Genomic DNA, 17,744 nt, shown 5'->3' with positions numbered 1-17,744 from the left:
AGGACATGACTGCATCCTCCGAAGAGCTCGTCGAAGCCCTGCGCGAGTCCCTCAAGGAGAACGACCGGCTCTGGCAGCGCTACCAGGACCTCGTCACGGCGTCCCGGGAGCCAGTCGCCGTCGTCGGCATGGGCTGCCGCTTCCCCGGCGGCGCGAGCACGCCGGAGGCGCTGTGGGAGCTGGTCGCCGGCGAACGGGACGGCATCACGGCCGTGCCCGAGGACCGCGGCTGGGACCTGAGCGCCCTCGGCGAGACCACCGCCGCCGGCGGCTTCCTCCACGACGCGCCCCTGTTCGACCCGGACCTCTTCGGCATCAGTCCGCGCGAGGCCCTCGCCATGGACCCGCAGCAGCGCCTGCTGCTGGAGACCTCCTGGGAAGCGCTCGAACGGGCCGGCCTCGACCCGACCTCGCTGCGCGGCTCTCGTACCGGTGTGTTCACGGGCGTCTCCGGCAACGGCTACGGCGGCCACCTCCACGAAGCCACCCCGGAGACCGAGGGCTACCTGCTCACCGGCAGCATCCCCAGCGTCGCCTCCGGCCGCATCGCCTACACCCTCGGCCTCGAAGGCCCGGCCGTCACCGTCGACACCGCCTGCTCCTCCGCGCTCGTCGCCCTGCACCTGGCCTGCCAGGCGCTGCGGTCCGGCGAGTGCGACGCGGCCCTCGCGGGCGGTGCCACCGTCATGGCCAACCCGGGCATGTTCCTGGAGTTCGCCCGGCAGGGCGGCCTCGCGGGCGACGGCCGCTGCAAGTCCTTCGCCGACGACGCCGACGGCACCGGCTGGTCCGAGGGCGCCGGCGTCCTCGTCCTCGAACGCCTCTCCGACGCCCAGCGACTCGGCCACCCGGTCCTCGCCGTGATCCGCGGCAGCGCCGTCAACCAGGACGGCGCCTCCAACGGGCTCACCGCCCCCAACGGCCCCTCCCAGCAACGCGTCATCCGCCAGGCCCTGGAGGCCGCCGCCCTTACCACCGCCGACGTCGACACCGTCGAGGCGCACGGCACCGGCACCCGGCTCGGCGACCCCATCGAGGCCCAGGCCCTCATGGCCACCTACGGGCGCGACCGCACCGAACCCCTGTGGCTCGGCTCCGTGAAGTCCAACATCGGCCACACCCAGTCCGCCGCCGGAGTCGCCGGACTCATCAAGACCGTCATGTCGCTGCGGGCCGAACTCCTGCCCCGCTCCCTGCACTCCGGGACCCGCTCCACCCGGGTCGACTGGACCGAGGGCGACGTCCGCCTGCTCACCGAGTCCCGCCCCTGGCCACGCGGCGAACGCCCCCGCCGGGCCGGCGTCTCCGCCTTCGGCATCAGCGGCACCAACGCCCACGTCATCGTCGAGGAGGCCCCGGCCCCCGCCGACCCCGAGCCCGAGTCGCACACGGTGACCGCGCCGCCGGTCGTGCCCTGGGTGCTGTCGGCCCGCAGCCAGGACGCCCTCACCGCCCAGGCCGCCCGCCTCGCCGCCCACGACGCCGACCACACCGACACCGGCCTGACCCTCGTCACCGGCCGCGCCCGCCTCGACCACCGCGCCGTCGTCCTCGGCGCCGACCCCGGCACCCTGCGCGAGCGCACCGCCGCCCTCGCCGCCGGCGACCCCACCCCCGGCACGGTCGCAGCAACGGTCACCGACGGCCGTACGGCATGGATGTTCACCGGCCAGGGCAGCCAACGACCCGCGATGGGACGGGAGGTGTACGACGCCCACCCGGTCTTCGCGGCCGTCCTGGACGTCGTCTGCGAAACTCTCGACACCGCGCTCGTGGGCGCACCCGGCTTCGAACTCTCCGTCCGTGACGTCATGTTCGCCGCCGAGGGCACCCCCGAAGCCGCCCTCCTCGACCGCACCGGCTACGCGCAGACCACCCTCTTCGCCCTCCAGACCGCCACCGCCGAACTCCTGCGCTCCTGGGACACCCGTCCCGACATCGTCCTCGGCCACTCCATCGGCGAGTACGCAGCCGCGTACGTCGCCGGAGTGTTCGACCTCTCCGACGCGGCACGCCTGGTCGCCGCCCGCGCCCGCGTCATGCAGGCCCTGCCCGAGGGCGGCGCCATGGCCGCCCTGGAAGCCGACGAGGCCGAGGTCGCCGACCTGCTCGACGGCACCGCGGCCACGATCGCCGCCTTCAACGGAGCCCGCGCGGTCGTCGTCTCCGGGACCGAGGATGCCGTCGAGCAGGTCATGAACGCCGCCCGCGAGCTGGGCCGGCGCGTCACCCGGCTGCGCGTCTCGCACGCCTTCCACTCGCCCCACATGGCCCCCGCCGTCGCCGAGTTCACCCGCGTCGCCGAGACCGTCACCTTCCGCCCGCCGACCCTCGCCGCCGTCAGCACCGTCACCGGCGCCCCGGTCACCGCCGCAGACTGGGCCACCCCCGGCTACTGGGCCGACCAGATCGTCCGCCCCGTCCGCTTCCACGACGCCCTCACCACCGCCACCGACCGCCAGGCCGCGAGCCGCCTGCTGGAGATCGGCCCCGACCCGGTCCTCACCGCCCTCGCCCGCACGACCGGCGACACCCCCGCCGCCTCGGTCCTGCGCAAGGACACACCCGAACCCGAGTCCCTGCTCACCGCGCTGGCCGAGATGTACGTCCACGGCGCCACCGTCGGCTGGGCCGCCCTGTTCGACGGCACCGGCGCACGCCGCGTCGACCTGCCCACCTACGCCTTCCACCACCGACGGTTCTGGCTACGGCCCACCCGCACCGTCACCGACGTCGGCCGCCTCGGCCTCGGCAGCGTCGGCCACCCGCTGCTCGGCGCCACCCTGCGCCCCGCGGGCACCGACACCGTCCTGCTCACCGCCGCCCTGTCGGCCGACGCCCACCCCTGGCTCGCCGACCACACGGTCACCGGACGCGTCGTCGTGCCCGGCACCGCCCTCGTCGAACTCGCCGTACAGGCAGGCGACCAGGCCGACTGCGGCACCCTCACCGAACTCGCCCTGCACACCCCTCTCGTCCTGCCCGAGCACGGCACCGCGCACGTCCAGATCGCCGTCGAACCGGCCGCGGCCGACGGCACCCGCGCCGTGCGCGTCCACGCGCGGCCCGACGGCGCACCCGCCGACGCGCCCTGGACGCTGCACGCCGCCGGCACCCTCGCCCCCGCGGGTCCTTCCCCTTCCTGGGACCTGCGGGCCTGGCCGCCCGCCGGAGCGGAACCGCTCCCGCTGGACGGCTTGTACGACCGGCTCGCAGCCGCCGGTCTCGCGTACGGCCCCGCGTTCCGCGGCCTCACCGCCGCCTGGCGGCACGGCGACGACCTCCTCGTCGAGGCCGCCCTGCCGGACGGCGCCGGAGACGCCACGGCCTTCGGCCTGCACCCGGCCCTGCTCGACGCCGTCCTCCACGCCCTCGCGCTGCCGCAGGACACCGCCGAGCGAGCCAGGCTGCCATTCCTGTGGAGCGGCGTACGCCTGCACGCCGTCGGCGCCGCCGGTCTGCGCGCCCGCCTCACCCGGCACACCGACGACACGGTGACTCTGTACGCCGCCGACGAGACCGGCGCCCCGGTCGCCGACGTCGAGGGCCTGGTCCTGCGCCCGCCGACCGCCGTCAGCGACGACACCCCTCGCACGGGCAGCCTCTTCCGGGTGGAGTGGACGCCGGTCACGCTGCCGTCGCCGGACAGCCCGGCCGAAGCCGCCCCCGTCGTCGCCGTACTGACCGACGACCCGTCCTCGTGGACCGCCGCCGACCCGCAGTTCACGCACGGCGCGACCCTCGACTCCCTCGCCGCGGCCAACCCGACGACGGTGCTCCTCCCGGTCGACTCCGGCACGACCACCCACGACCGTGCGGTCGCCGTCCTGGCCGCCGTGCAGGCATGGCTCGCCGACGACCGCTTCGCGCACGCCCGACTGGTGCCGGTCACCACCCGGGCTGCCGGCGACGACGCCGAAGACCCCGTCTCCGCCGCCGTATGGGGCCTGCTGCACACCGCGGCGGGCGAACACCCCGGCCGCTTCGCCGTCGCCGACATCGACGGCACCCCGGAGGGGCACCGCACCCTCCGTACCGCGTTGACCACCCTCGACGCCGACCAACTCGTCGTCCGCGGCGAGCAGGTCCTGCTGCCGCGCGTCACCCGCACCACCGAACCGGCGGTCACCGAGCCGGGCGCCTGGCCGTCGGAGACCGGGACCGTCCTCATCACCGGCGGCACGGGCGGACTGGGCGCGCTCGTCGCCCGGCACCTCGTCGCCGAGCACGGCGTCCGCGACCTGCTGCTCATGTCCCGCCGCGGCCCCGAGGCACCGGGAGCCGAGGACCTCGTCGCCGAACTCGCCGAGGCCGGGGCCCGCGCCCGGATCGTCGCCTGCGACGCCGCCGACCGGAGCACGCTCGCCGCCGCCCTGGACGACGTACGGCTCAGCGGAGTGATCCACGCGGCCGGAGTGCTCGACGACGGCCTGCTCACCGACCTCACCCCCGACCGGCTGACCCGCGTACTCGCCGCCAAGGCGACCGCCGCCCTGAACCTGCACGAACTGACGGCACATCAGGACCTGCACGCCTTCGTGCTGTTCTCCTCCGTCGCCGGCATCTTCGGCAACCCCGGCCAGGCCGCCTACGCCGCCGCGAACACCGTGCTGGACACCCTGGCCACGGCCCGCCGCGCCGAGGGGCTGCCCGCGCTGTCCCTGGCGTGGGGCATGTGGGAGACGGCCGACGGCATGGGCGGACGCACGGCCGAGGCGGACGTCGCACGCCTGCGCCGCCACGGCTTCCCGCCCCTGCCCACCGACGACGCCCTCGCGCTCTTCGACGCCGCCCTGCACACCGAGCACCCGCTCGCACTGCCCTTCGCGCTCGACACGACGGCCCTCGCCGCACACCGCGACACGGCCCCCGCCGTCCTGCACGGCCTGCTGCCCGCCACCCGCCGTCAGGCCGCCGCCGGCTCCGACACTGGCAACGCCCTCGCCCGCCGCCTGCTCACGCTGCCCGCCGACGAACAGCACCGGCTGCTGCTCGACCTCGTCCAGACAGCGGTGGCCGGAGTCCTCGGTCACACCGGCACGGCGGCCGTCGAACCCACCCGCGCCTTCAAGGACCTCGGCTTCGACTCCCTGACCGCCGTCGACCTGCGCAACCGCCTCAAGACCGTCACCGGCCTCCAACTCCCCGCCACCCTCGTCTTCGACCACCCCAGTCCGCTCGCCCTCACCACTCGGCTGCGCACCGAACTCCTCGGCACGGCGGACCTCCCGGCCACCGCCGCCGGCACCACGGCCGGCACCGACGAGCCGATCGCGATCGTGGGCATGGGCTGCCGCTTCCCGGGCGGGGTGGACTCGCCGGAAGCGCTGTGGGATCTGGTGGCGACCGGCGCCGACGGAGTCTCGGACTTCCCGACCGACCGCGGCTGGGACCTGACCGTCCTGCACGGCGAGGGCCCCGGCAGCTCCGCCACCCGCGAGGGCGGCTTCCTGCACGACGCCGCCGACTTCGACGCCGAGCTGTTCGGAATCTCGCCGCGTGAGGCCCTCGCGATGGACCCGCAGCAGCGCCTGCTGCTGGAGACCTCGTGGGAGGCCCTGGAACGGGCCGGCGTCGACCCTATGTCGCTGCGCGGCTCGCGCACCGGCGTGTTCGCGGGCCTGATGTACCACGACTACCACGCCCGTCTGCACACCGTGCCCAGCGAGGTCGGGGGCCTCCTCGCGAACGGCAACGCGGGCAGCGTCTTCTCGGGGCGCGTCTCCTACGTCTTCGGCTTCGAGGGCCCCGCGGTGACCGTGGACACGGCGTGCTCGTCGTCCCTCGTGGCACTTCATCTGGCGTGCCAGTCGCTCAGGTCGGGGGAGTGCGACACGGCCCTCGCGGGCGGCGTCACCGTCATGGCCTCGCCGACCACCTTCGTGGAGTTCTCCCGGCAGGGCGGACTCGCCGCCGACGGCCGCTGCAAGGCATTCGCCGACACGGCGGACGGCACGGGCTGGGCCGAGGGCGCGGGCGTGCTCGTGCTGATGCGCCTGAGCGAGGCACGCAGGCAGGAGCGGCCGGTGCTCGCGGTCGTCCGGGGCAGCGCAGTCAACCAGGACGGCGCGTCCAACGGCCTCACCGCACCCAACGGACCCTCCCAGCAACGGGTGATCCGCCAGGCACTCGCCAACGCCGGCGTCTCACCCGCCGAGGTCGACGCGGTCGAGGCGCACGGCACCGGCACCCGCCTCGGCGACCCCATCGAGGCCCAGGCCCTCCTCGCCACCTACGGCCAGGACCGCGACGAGCCGCTCTGGCTGGGCGCCGTCAAGTCCAACATCGGCCACACGCAGGCCGCCGCGGGCGCCGCCGGCGTCATCAAGATGGTCATGGCGCTGCGCGCCGAACGCATGCCCCGCACCCTGCACGCCGACCGGCCGTCCACCCACGTGGACTGGGAAGCCGGCGCCGTGCGGCTCCTGCACGAGGAGCGAGCCTGGCCACAGAGCGACCGGCCCCGCCGCGCGGGTGTCTCGTCGTTCGGCATCAGCGGCACCAACGCCCACGTCGTCATCGAGGAGGCCCCGGCCCCGCGCCCCGCATCCGCGCCCCGACCGGAGCACCGGCTGCCGACCGTGCCCTGGGTGGTCTCGGCACGCTCGGCCGACGCCCTGCGCGCCCAACTCGCCCGACTGACCTCGGTGGACGCGGACCCGCTGGACACCGGCCTGTCCCTCGCCACGACCCGAGCCGTACTGGAACACCGCGCCGTGCTGCTCGGCCCCGACCTGGACGCCCTGCACGCGCAGCTCGCCGGACCCGGCATCACCGGGTCCGTCACCGACGGCCGTACGGCATGGATGTTCACCGGCCAGGGCAGCCAACGGGCGGGTATGGGCAGGGAGTTGTACGACACGCACTCCATGTTCGCCGCCGCGCTGGACGAGGTCTGCGAGCTGCTGGACGCGCAGCTCGGCTTCGACCGACCGCTGAGGGAGGTCCTGTTCGCGGACGACGCCGGGCTGCTGAACAGCACCGGCTACGCGCAGCCCGCGCTGTTCGCGGTCCAGGTGGCGCTGGTGGCGCTGCTGCGGTCCTGGGGAATGGCCCCGGAGGCCGTACTGGGCCATTCGGTCGGCGAGTTCGCAGCCGCCCACACGGCCGGAGTCTTCGAACTGCGCGATGCGGTACGGCTGGTCGCGGCCCGTGCCCGGCTGATGCAGGCACTGCCCGAGGGCGGCGCGATGGCAGCCGTGGAGATCGCCGAGGCGGACCTGGTCGGCCGGCTTCCGGAGGGTGCGGTACTCGCCGCCGTCAACGGACCCACGTCGGTGGTCGTCTCCGGTACGGAGGCCGCCGTGGACGCGGTCGTCGAACAGGTACGCGAAGAAGGACGCCGAGCGACCCGGCTGCGGGTCTCGCACGCCTTCCACTCACCGCTGATGCAGCCGGTCCTCGCCGAGTTCACCCAGGTCGCCGCCGAGATCACCTATCGCACGCCGAAGGTCGCCGCCGTCAGCAGTGTCACCGGCGCCCCGCTCGGCGAGGGCGACTGGACGACGCCTGCCTACTGGGCCGGCCAGATCGTCAGCCCCGTCCGCTTCCAGGAAGCCTTCACCGCGGCCCGGACCCAAGGCGCCGCCCGTTTCCTGGAGATCGGCCCCGACCCCGTCCTGACCGCGCTCGCCGATGAGGTACCGGCCGCGGCGACCCTGCGCAGGGACCGCCCCGAGACGGAGACCCTGCTGCGGGCCGTAGCCGAGCTGTTCGTGCGCGGCACCACGGTCGACTGGGCCGCCGTCTTCGCCGGCACGGGCGCACGCGAGGTGCCCCTGCCGACGTACGCCTTCCAGCGCCGCCGGTACTGGCTCGACGCGCCGCGTGCCACCGTCGCCGCCGGTGACCTCGGCCTCGGCGCCACCGGACACCCGCTGCTCGGCGCCACCGTACCCGTCGCCGGTTCGGACGCCGTCCTGCTGACGGCCCGGCTGTCCACCGCCGACCAGCCCTGGCTCGCCGACCACACCGTGGCGGGCTCGGTGATCCTGCCCGGCACGGCCGTACTCGAACTGGCCCTGGCGGCCGGCGACCGCGTCGGCCTCGACCGTGTCGACGAACTCACCCTCCACACCCCACTCGTCCTCCCCGGCACGAGCCCGGTACAGCTCCAGCTCGGCATCGAGGCCCCCGGCACCGACGGCCGCCGACAGCTGTACCTGTACGGCCGCCCCGAGACCGCCACCGACGACGCCTGGACGGTCCACGCCTCCGGCGTACTGGCCGCAGGCGAGCCCGCGGGCGAGGAATGGGACCTGCGGGCCTGGCCCCCGCCGGGAGCCGAGCCCGTCGAAATGGACGGCCTGTACGAGAGGTTGGGGACGGCCGGACTGGCGTACGGCCCGGCGTTCCGCGGCCTGGAGGCCGTATGGCGCTCCGGCGACGACTGGTTCGTCCAGGCCGCGCTGCCGGAAGCCGTCGCGGGCGGCACCGACGGATTCGGGGTCCACCCCGCCCTGTTGGACGCCGTCCTGCACACCCTGGGGCTCTGGGAGCGCGAGGACGCGGGCGCGCTGCTGCCGTTCCTGTGGTCCGGAGTCGAAGTGTCGGCCGTCGGCGCCGATGCGCTCCGCGTCCGGATCTCACGCCGCGGCAACGACACCGTCACGCTGCACATGGCCGACGCGACCGGCGAACCGATCGCCCACGCCGACGCCCTGACCCTGCGCCCCCTGTCACCTGGCGCGCTCACCACCACCGACAGCGCCTTCCGCGACAGCCTGTTCCGCCTGGACTGGCGGCCCCTGACGGAAACCGAGGCCGCGGCGAACGCAAGCACAGAGGCATGGACCGTGCTCGGCGACCCCGGCCTCCTGCCCGACACCCCCGCCCGCGTCCACGCCGACCTCGCCGCCCTCACCTCGGCGCTCGACGCCGGGGAGGAGGCACCGCACACGGTCCTCGCCCCCGTCGTCACGAACGACCGCTCCCTCACCGACGTGTCCTCGGCCGCCCTCGCGCTCGTCCAGGGCTGGCTCGCCGAACCCCGACTCACGGGCTCTCGCCTGATGTTCGTCACCTCCCGAGCCGTCGGCGACGACGTCACGGATCCCGCGGGCGCGACCGTATGGGGCCTGGTGCGCTCCGCGGCCGGCGAGAACCCGGGCCGGTTCCGGCTCGCGGACGTCGACGGTTCGGCGGAGTCGTACCGGGCGCTGGCCGACTGCCCCGACCAGCCCGAACTGCTCGCCCGGCAGGGCACGGTGCGCGTCCCGCGCCTCGTCAGGGCGGTCACCGACGACGTGCTGCTCCCGCCCGCCGGATCGAGCGACGGGTGGCGGATGGACGTCGTCGCCCAGGGACGCCTCAACGGCGTCGCACTCGTCCCGGAGGACCGACGGCCCCTGGAACCGGGCGAGGTCCGGGTCGCGGTGCGGGCGGCGGGCGTGAACTTCCGCGACGTACTGAACGTCCTCGGCATGTATCCCGGCGACCCCGGCCGGCTGGGGCACGAGGGTGCCGGCGTGGTCGTGGAGATCGGTCCGGAGGTGACCGGGCTGGCGGTCGGTGACCGGGTGATGGGGCTGCTGGACGGCGCGTTCGGTCCTTCGGCCGTGACGGATGCGCGGCTACTGGCGCGGGTGCCGGACGGGTGGTCGTTCGATCAGGCGGCGTCAGTCCCGATCGTTTTCCTGACCGCCTATTACGCCCTGATGGACCTCGCCGAGCTTCAGGCCGGGGAGTCGGTTCTGATCCACGCCGCGGCCGGTGGCGTCGGCGTGGCTGCCGTGCAATTGGCCCAGCACTTGGGCGGCGAGGTCCACGCGACGGCGAGTGAGCCGAAGTGGCCGGTCGTGCGTGAGCTCGGGGTTGCGGAGGAACGGATCTCCTCGTCGCGGACCACGGAGTTCGAGCAGCGGTTCCGGCCGGGTGTGGATGTGGTGCTGGACTCGCTCGCCGGTGAGTTCGTGGACGCGTCGCTTCGGCTGGTGCGGGGCGGTGGCCGGTTCGTCGAGATGGGCAAGACCGACATCCGCGATGCGGAGCAGGTGCGGGCCGAGTACGGGGTGTCGTACCGCTCGTTCGACCTGATGGACGCAGGCCCCGACCGTATCGCCGAGATGTTCGCGGCACTGCTGGAACTCTTCGAGCAGGGCGCACTGCGGCCCGCCCCCGTCACCGCCTACGGGATCTCCCGGGCGCCGGAGGCGTTGCGTCTGCTGGGGCAGGCCAGGCATGTCGGGAAGGTCGTGCTGCGGGTGCCGTCGCCGTGGGGCGGCGCGGGCACGGTGCTGATCACCGGCGGGACGGGTGGGCTGGGCGCGGAGGTCGCCCGGCACCTGGTCGCCGGGCATGGGGTACGGGACTTGCTGCTCGTCTCCCGGCGAGGGCCCGAGGCTCCAGGTGCCGCCGAACTCACGGCAGGGCTGGAGCAGTTGGGCGCCCGCGTCTCCGTGGCCGCCTGCGATGTGGCCGATCGCGATGCCCTCGCCGCTGTCCTGGACGGGGTGGACCTGACCGCGGTGGTGCACGCGGCGGGCGTGTTGGACGACGGTCTGATCGGTGACCTGTCGGCCGAACGGCTCGGGCGTGCCGTGGCCGCGAAGGCCGAATCGGCCCTGCATCTGCATGAGTTGACGGCTGATCGTGAGCTGTCGGCGTTCGTGCTGTTCTCGTCGTTCGCCGGCGTGGTCGGCAACCCGGGCCAGGCGGCCTACGCCGCCGCCAACAACGCCCTGGACGCCCTCGCGGCGGCCCGCCGCGCCGCGGGACTGCCCGCCGTGTCGCTGGCCTGGGGCATGTGGGCGACCGGCAACGGCATGGGCGGAACACTGGACGCGGCCGAGCTGGAGCGGATGGCCCGGCAGGGCTACCCCGCGCTGGAGACCGGCCACGGCCTCGCCCTGCTGGACGCCGCTCTGCTGCTCGACGAGCCGACCGCCGTCCCCGTGGCCCTGCGCGTGCCCGCGCTCGCCGAGGCCGGACACGACACCCTGCCCGGAGTCCTGCACGACCTGCTCCCCGCCGCCCGCCGCCGCCGGGACGCCCGCCGCTCGCTCGGCACCGGGGGCGGTGAACTCGTCGACCGGCTGCGCGGGTTGCGGCCCGACGAGCGGGAACGCCTGTTGCTCGACACGGTTCGCGCCCAGGTCGCGGCCGTCCTCGGACACGCCTCGCCCGCGCAGATCGACCCCGACCGCGCCTTCAAGGACCTCGGCTTCGACTCGCTCACCGCCGTCGACCTGCGCAACCGACTGCGCACCGCCACCGGCATCGCCCTGCCCGCCACCCTCGTCTTCGACCACCCCACGCCCGGCGCCCTCGTCGCCCACCTCCGCACCCAACTGCTGGGCGACGACGACGCGCCCGGCAGGACCCATGCCCCCGGGCTCGCCGCCACCGACGACCCCATCGCGATCGTGGGCCTCGGCTGCCGGTTCCCCGGCGGCGCGGACTCGCCCGAGGCGCTGTGGGACCTGGTCGTCACCGGCAAGGACGCGATCACCCCGATCCCGTCCGACCGCGGCTGGGACACCCGTGCCCTCGACGGCATCGCGGCCGTCGGCGGCTTCGTCGCGGAAGCCGGCGACTTCGACGCCGAGCTGTTCGGTATCTCCCCGCGCGAGGCCCTCGCGATGGACCCGCAGCAGCGGCTGCTGCTGGAGACCGCGTGGGAGGCACTGGAACGCGCGGGCATCGACCCGACCTCGCTGCGGGGCACGGCGACCGGCGTCTACGCGGGCGTCTCCGCCAACGGCTACGGCGGCCACCTCCACGAGACGACCGCCGAGACCGAGGGTTACCTGCTCACCGGCAGCACCCCGAGCGTCGCTTCCGGCCGGCTGTCGTATCTGCTCGGTCTGGAGGGCCCGGCCGTCTCCGTCGACACCGCCTGCTCCTCCGCGCTCGTGGCCCTGCACCTGGCCTGCCAGGCGCTGCGCTCCGGCGAGTGCGACATGGCCCTCGCGGGCGGCGCCACCGTCATGGCCAACCCGGGCATGTTCCTGGAGTTCGCCCGACAGGGCGGCCTTGCCGGCGACGGCCGCTGCAAGTCCTTCGCCGACGACGCCGACGGCACCGGCTGGTCCGAGGGCGCCGGCATCATCGTCGTCGAACGCCTCTCCGACGCGCTGCGCAACGGCCGCCGCGTCCTGGCCGTGGTGCGGGGCTCGGCGATCAATCAGGACGGAGCCTCCAATGGGCTCACCGCGCCGAACGGTCCGTCGCAGCAGCGGGTGATCCGGCAGGCGCTCGCCGCGGCTCGACTCGATCCCGCCGAGGTCGACGCGGTCGAGGCCCACGGCACCGGCACCCGGCTCGGCGACCCGATCGAGGCCCAGGCCCTCCTCGCGACGTACGGGCAGGCCAGGACCGACGACGATCCCCTCTGGCTCGGCTCCATCAAGTCGAACATCAGCCACCCGCAGGCGGCTGCCGGAGTCGCGAGCGTGGTCAAGATGGTGATGGCGCTGCGGGCGGAGACCCTGCCGCGCACGCTGCACGCCGAGGAGCCCTCGACCCACGTCGACTGGGACTCCGGAGCCGTACGGCTGCTCACGACCCAGCGGACCTGGCCGCGCGGTGAGCGTCCGCGCCGGGCGGGCGTGTCGTCCTTCGGGATCAGCGGCACGAACGCCCACGTCATCCTCGAAGAGGCCCCGGCCGTCCAGGAGCCCGAGCAGCGCACGGTGACGGCTCCGCCGGTCGTCCCGTGGCCCGTGTCCGGCCGAAGCGCCGAAGCCCTGCGCGGCCAGCTCGCGCGCCTCTCCCACGACCTCGACGCACGCGAGCTCGACCCGGTGGACGTCGGACTGTCGCTGGCGACGACCCGGGCCGCGCTGGAACACCGGGCGGTGCTCCTTGGCCGTGACGGTGACGTGCTGGGGTCGGGGCTCACGGTGAGCGGTGTGGTCACGGAGGGCCGTACGGCCTGGATGTTCACCGGTCAGGGCAGTCAGCGGCCCGGTATGGGGCGTGAACTGCGCTCCGCCTACCCGCAGTTCGCCCGTGCCTTCGATGAGACGGTGGCGCTGCTGGAGGCCGAGCTGTCGGGCGTGGACGGTTTCCCGCTGCCGTTGCGTGAGGTGCTGTTCGCGGATGATGGCCTTCTCGATCGCACCGGTTACGCGCAGGCGGCGTTGTTCGCGGTTCAGGTGGCGTGTGTCGAGTTGCTGCGGTCGTGGGGTGTGGCGCCGGATGTGGTGCTGGGTCATTCCATCGGTGAGTACGCGGCCGCGTACGCGGCCGGTGTCTTCGAACTCCCCGATGCCGTAAGGCTGGTGGCAGCTCGCGCCCGTCTCATGCAGGCCCTTCCCGAGGGTGGCGCGATGGCCGCCGTCGAGGCCGACGAGACGGAGATCGCCGACCTGCTCACCGCTGACGTGACGATCGCCGCCGTCAACGGCCCTACCGCCGTGGTCGTCTCGGGGAGCGAGGAGGGTGTCGAGCGGGTCATGGCGGCGGTCCGTGATCGCGGGCGCCGGGTCACCCGTCTCCGCGTCTCGCACGCCTTCCACTCACCGCTCATGGAGCCGATGCTCGACGAGTTCACCGCCGTCGCCGAACAGATCGACTACGGGACCCCGCGGTGCACGGCGATCAGCACCGTCAGCGGTGCCCCGCTCGCCGACGGCGACTGGACCAGCGCCGGCTACTGGGTGCGGCAGATCCGGCAGCCGGTCCGGTTCCACGAGGCCGCCACCGCGGCGGTCACCGCCGAAGGCGCCGTCCGGCTGCTGGAGATCGGCCCCGACCCGGTGCTGAGCAGCCTCGCCGACCCCGGTGCCGGAGGCACGGCGGTGTCCGTGCTGCGCAAGGACAGGCCCGAGGCGGAGACGTTCCTCGGCGCGGTGGCCGAGTTGTTCGTCCGGGGCACCGACGTCGACTGGGCCGCCGTCCTCCACGGGAGCGGGGCGCGCAAGGTCCCGCTGCCGACGTACGCCTTCCAGCGGCAGCGGTACTGGCTGCGGCCCAGCCGGACCAACGCCGCCGCCGACCGCCTCGGCCTCGGCGACCCCGGCCATCCGCTGCTCGGCGCGGCACTGCCCGTCGCCGGGTCGGACACCCTGCTGCTGACCTCACGGCTGTCCACCGACAGTCACCCCTGGCTGGCCGAGCACGTGGTCGCCGGACTGGTCGTCGTCCCCGGCACGGCCCTGCTCGAACTCGCCGTCCAGGCCGGGCACCGGGTCGGCCGCGACCATGTCGCCGACCTCGCCCTGCACGCGCCGCTCGTCCTGGCGGAAGGCGGCGCCGCACAGGTGCAGATCTCCGTGGCAGCGCCCGAGGCCGACGAGAACCGCGCCCTGCGCATCCACGCCCGCGCCGAGGGCGCCGCTGTGGACACGCCCTGGACCCTGCACGCCACCGCCACCCTCGCCACCCGCCAGACCGAGCCCGGCTGGGACCTGCGCGCATGGCCGCCGGCCGACGCCGAGCCGCTGCCGCTCGACGGCCTCCACGAGCGACTGGCCACGGCCGGACTCGACTACGGCCCCACGTTCCGCGGACTGAGCCGCGCCTGGCGGCAGGGCGACGACCTCTACGTCGAGTCCGTACTGCCCGAGCCCGGCGCCACCGAGGCCACCGCCTACGCAGTGCACCCCGCGCTGCTGGACAGCGTCCTGCACGCGCTCGCCCTGCGCACTGACGGCGACGACGGTGAGGCCCTGCTGCCCTTCCTGTGGTCGGGCGTCACCGTCACGGCCGCCGGTGCCACGACTCTGCGTGCCCACCTCCACCCGACCGGCGACGGCGAAGTCGCCCTGCGCGTGGCCGACGCCGTCGGCGCCCCCGTGGTCGCCGTGGAGTCCCTGCTGCTGCGACCGGTGTCGGCCGCCGCTCTGCGCACGCCGGTCGGCGGCGACCACCTGTACCGCCTGGCCTGGGCACCCGCTACCCACACCCCGGACACCGACGAACTCGCCGTCGGACAAAGCCTGGTGCTGCTCTCACCGGACGTCCAAGCCGAGCAACCGTGGGCCGCCGCCGATGTCCCGATCACCCGGCACCACGACCTGGCAGCTCTCCTCGCTGCCCTCGACACGGGCGCAGAGGTGCCCGACGCGGTGATAGTGCCCATTGCGGGCAGGCGCGACGGCACCGCGTCGCGGCCGGAGATCACCGTCAACTCTGGTGAAGTCCTCAGCCCGATCGCTGGTCTCCTGGGGACCATGCGGACCTGCCTGGCGGACGAGCGCCTGACCGGAACGCGTCTGGTCGTCACGACCCACGACGCGGTCCCGGCCGGAGCTGCCCCGGACACGCACGGCACCGACCTGACCGGTGCCGGCGCCTGGGGCCTGGTCCGGTCGTCGATCAGCGAGCACCCCGACCGGTTCCTCCTCGCCGACCTGGACGACGACCCTGGCTCCCACCGCACCCTCGCCCAGCACCTCGCACACGGCGAGGAACCCCAACTCGCCGTCCGCGAGGGCCGGATCCTGCTTCCGCACCTCACCCCGATGGCCTCGGACGGCCTGCTGGTGCCGCCGCCCGCGACCCCCGACACGACCTGGCGCGTGGAGGTCGCCGAGCAGGGCCGCCTGGACGGCGTAGCGATGATCACCGAGGAGCGCCGAACCCTGCGGGCCGGTGACGTACGGGTGGCGGTACGCGCCGCCGGCATGAACTTCCGTGACGTGCTGAACGTGCTCGGCACCTACCCCGGGGACGCCGGGCGACTCGGGCACGAAGGTGCCGGTGTGGTCGTGGAAGTGGGCCCCGAGGTGACCGGCCTGGTGGCCGGTGACCGGGTGATGGGCCTGCTGGACGGCGCGTTCGGCCCGCTGGCCGTCACCGACGCACGGCTGCTGGCGCGGGTGCCGGACGGGTGGTCGTTCGAGCAGGCGGCTTCTGTACCGATCGTGTTCCTGACCGCCTACTACGCCCTGGTCGACCTCGCCGGGCTCAAGGAGAGTGAGTCCGTGCTGATCCACGCCGCCGCCGGCGGTGTCGGCATGGCCGCTGTGCAGCTCGCCCAGCACCTCGGCGGCGAGGTCTATGCGACGGCGAGCGAGCCGAAGTGGCCCGTGCTGCGTGAGCTGGGGCTGGCGGAGGAGCGGATCGCTTCCTCGCGCACGACCGAGTTCGCGGACCGGTTCCGTCCGGGCGTGGATGTCGTACTCGACGCGCTCGCGGGCGAGTTCGTGGATGCCTCGCTGCGGTTGGTGCGGCCCGGTGGCCGGTTCGTGGAGATGGGCAAGGCCGACATCCGCGATGCCGAGCGAGTACGGGCCGAGCACGGCATCGACTACAGCGCCTTCGACGTCATGGACGCGGGTCCGGAGCGGATCGCCGGCATATGGGCGGTACTGCTCGACCTGTTCGAGCAGGACGCGCTGCGGCCGGTGACGGTGACTTCGTACGACCTGTGCCGGGCGCCGGAGGCGTTGCGGATGCTGGGGCAGGCCAGGCATGTCGGGAAGGTCGTGCTGCGGGTGCCGTCGCCGTGGAGCGGCGAGGGTGCGGTGCTGATCACGGGCGGTACGGGTGGGCTGGGCGCGGAGGTCGCCCGGCACTTGGTCACCGAGCATGGGGTACGAGATTTGCTGCTCGTCTCCCGGCGGGGATCCGACGCTCCAGGTGCCCACGAACTCACTGCAGAGCTACGGGAGTTGGGTGCGCGGATCGATGTGCGGGCGTGTGACATCTCCGACCGTGCCGCGCTGGCGGCCGTACTGGATGGCGTCGAGCTGTCCGCTGTGGTGCATGGGGCGGGCGTACTGGATGACGGTCTGGTCGCCGATCTGACGCCGGAGCGTCTGGCCCGGGTCATGGCCGCGAAGGTCGAATCGGCCCTGCATCTGCATGAGTTGACGGCCGATCGTGACCTGTCGGCCTTTGTGCTCTTCTCTTCCTTCGCGGGCGTCGTGGGCAATGCCGGGCAGGCCGCCTACTCTGCCGCGAACAACATCCTCGACGCACTTGCCGCCACCCGCCGCGCTCAGGGGCTGCCCGCCGTATCGCTGGCCTGGGGCATGTGGCAGGCGGGCATGGGTGGCACTCTCGGCGGGCCGGAGTTGGAGCGGCTCGCGCGGCAGGGCTTCCCGGCGCTGGAGACCGGCGAAGGGCTGGCCCTCCTCGACGCGGCGCTGGTCGTGGACGAGCCGCACGTCGTTCCCGTCGCCCTGCGTACCTCCGCACTGGTGAGCGCCCAAGTTCCCTTCGTGCTGCGGAACTTGGTGCCGAAGACGGGGCGGTACTGGGAGGCGGCCGCTTCCGGCGGTGCCGTCGACAGCGGCTTTGTCGAGCGGCTGCGTGGGCTGGGCTCCGTCGAACGGGACCGCATGGTGCTGGACGCGGTGCTGACGGAGGTCGCCGGCGTGCTGGGGCATGTCTCCGCCGGGGTGGTGGATGCGTCTCGGGCGTTCAAGGAGCTGGGCTTCGACTCGCTCACGGCCGTGGACCTCCGTAACCGACTGAAGGCCGTGACCGGGTTGCAGTTGCCCGCCACCCTCATCTTCGACCACCCGACCGTCGCGGATCTCGCGGCCCGTGTGAGCACCGAGTTCGACCGGGCCGACGGCGGCGCCGCGCCGAGCCTGTCCGATCTGGACCGGCTGGAGGCGGCCGTCCTGGCGATGGCCGAACAGGACGAAGCGGCGCGCAAGGAACTGCGCGACCGACTGCGGGCCATGACGGCCCGCCTCGACGACGAAACCGGCACAGCAGCAATCGAGCAGGACAACGACGACATCGACTCCGCCTCGCTGGACTCGATGTTCGCGATCATCGATCGGGAACTCGAGGGCTGACGCCGGGTCTTGGCGTGCCCCTCAGGTGACAAAGGGACAGGATTC

The 17,744-nt window shown here is 73.9% G+C and carries 1 protein-coding gene; it reads left to right on the top strand.

The window, feature by feature from the left end; all coding sequences use genetic code 11:
* Positions 1 to 5 precede the first annotated feature (5 nt).
* A complete protein-coding gene (locus CP983_RS04235; RefSeq protein WP_150498581.1) occupies positions 6 to 17,699 on the top strand; it encodes a type I polyketide synthase in 17,694 nt (5,897 codons plus the stop codon).
* Positions 17,700 to 17,744 lie beyond the last annotated feature (45 nt).

This window comes from Streptomyces chartreusis, from assembly GCF_008704715.1.
GTDB classification, from domain to species: Bacteria; Actinomycetota; Actinomycetes; order Streptomycetales; family Streptomycetaceae; genus Streptomyces; species Streptomyces chartreusis.
This window is presented reverse-complemented; position numbering and strand designations above follow the sequence as displayed.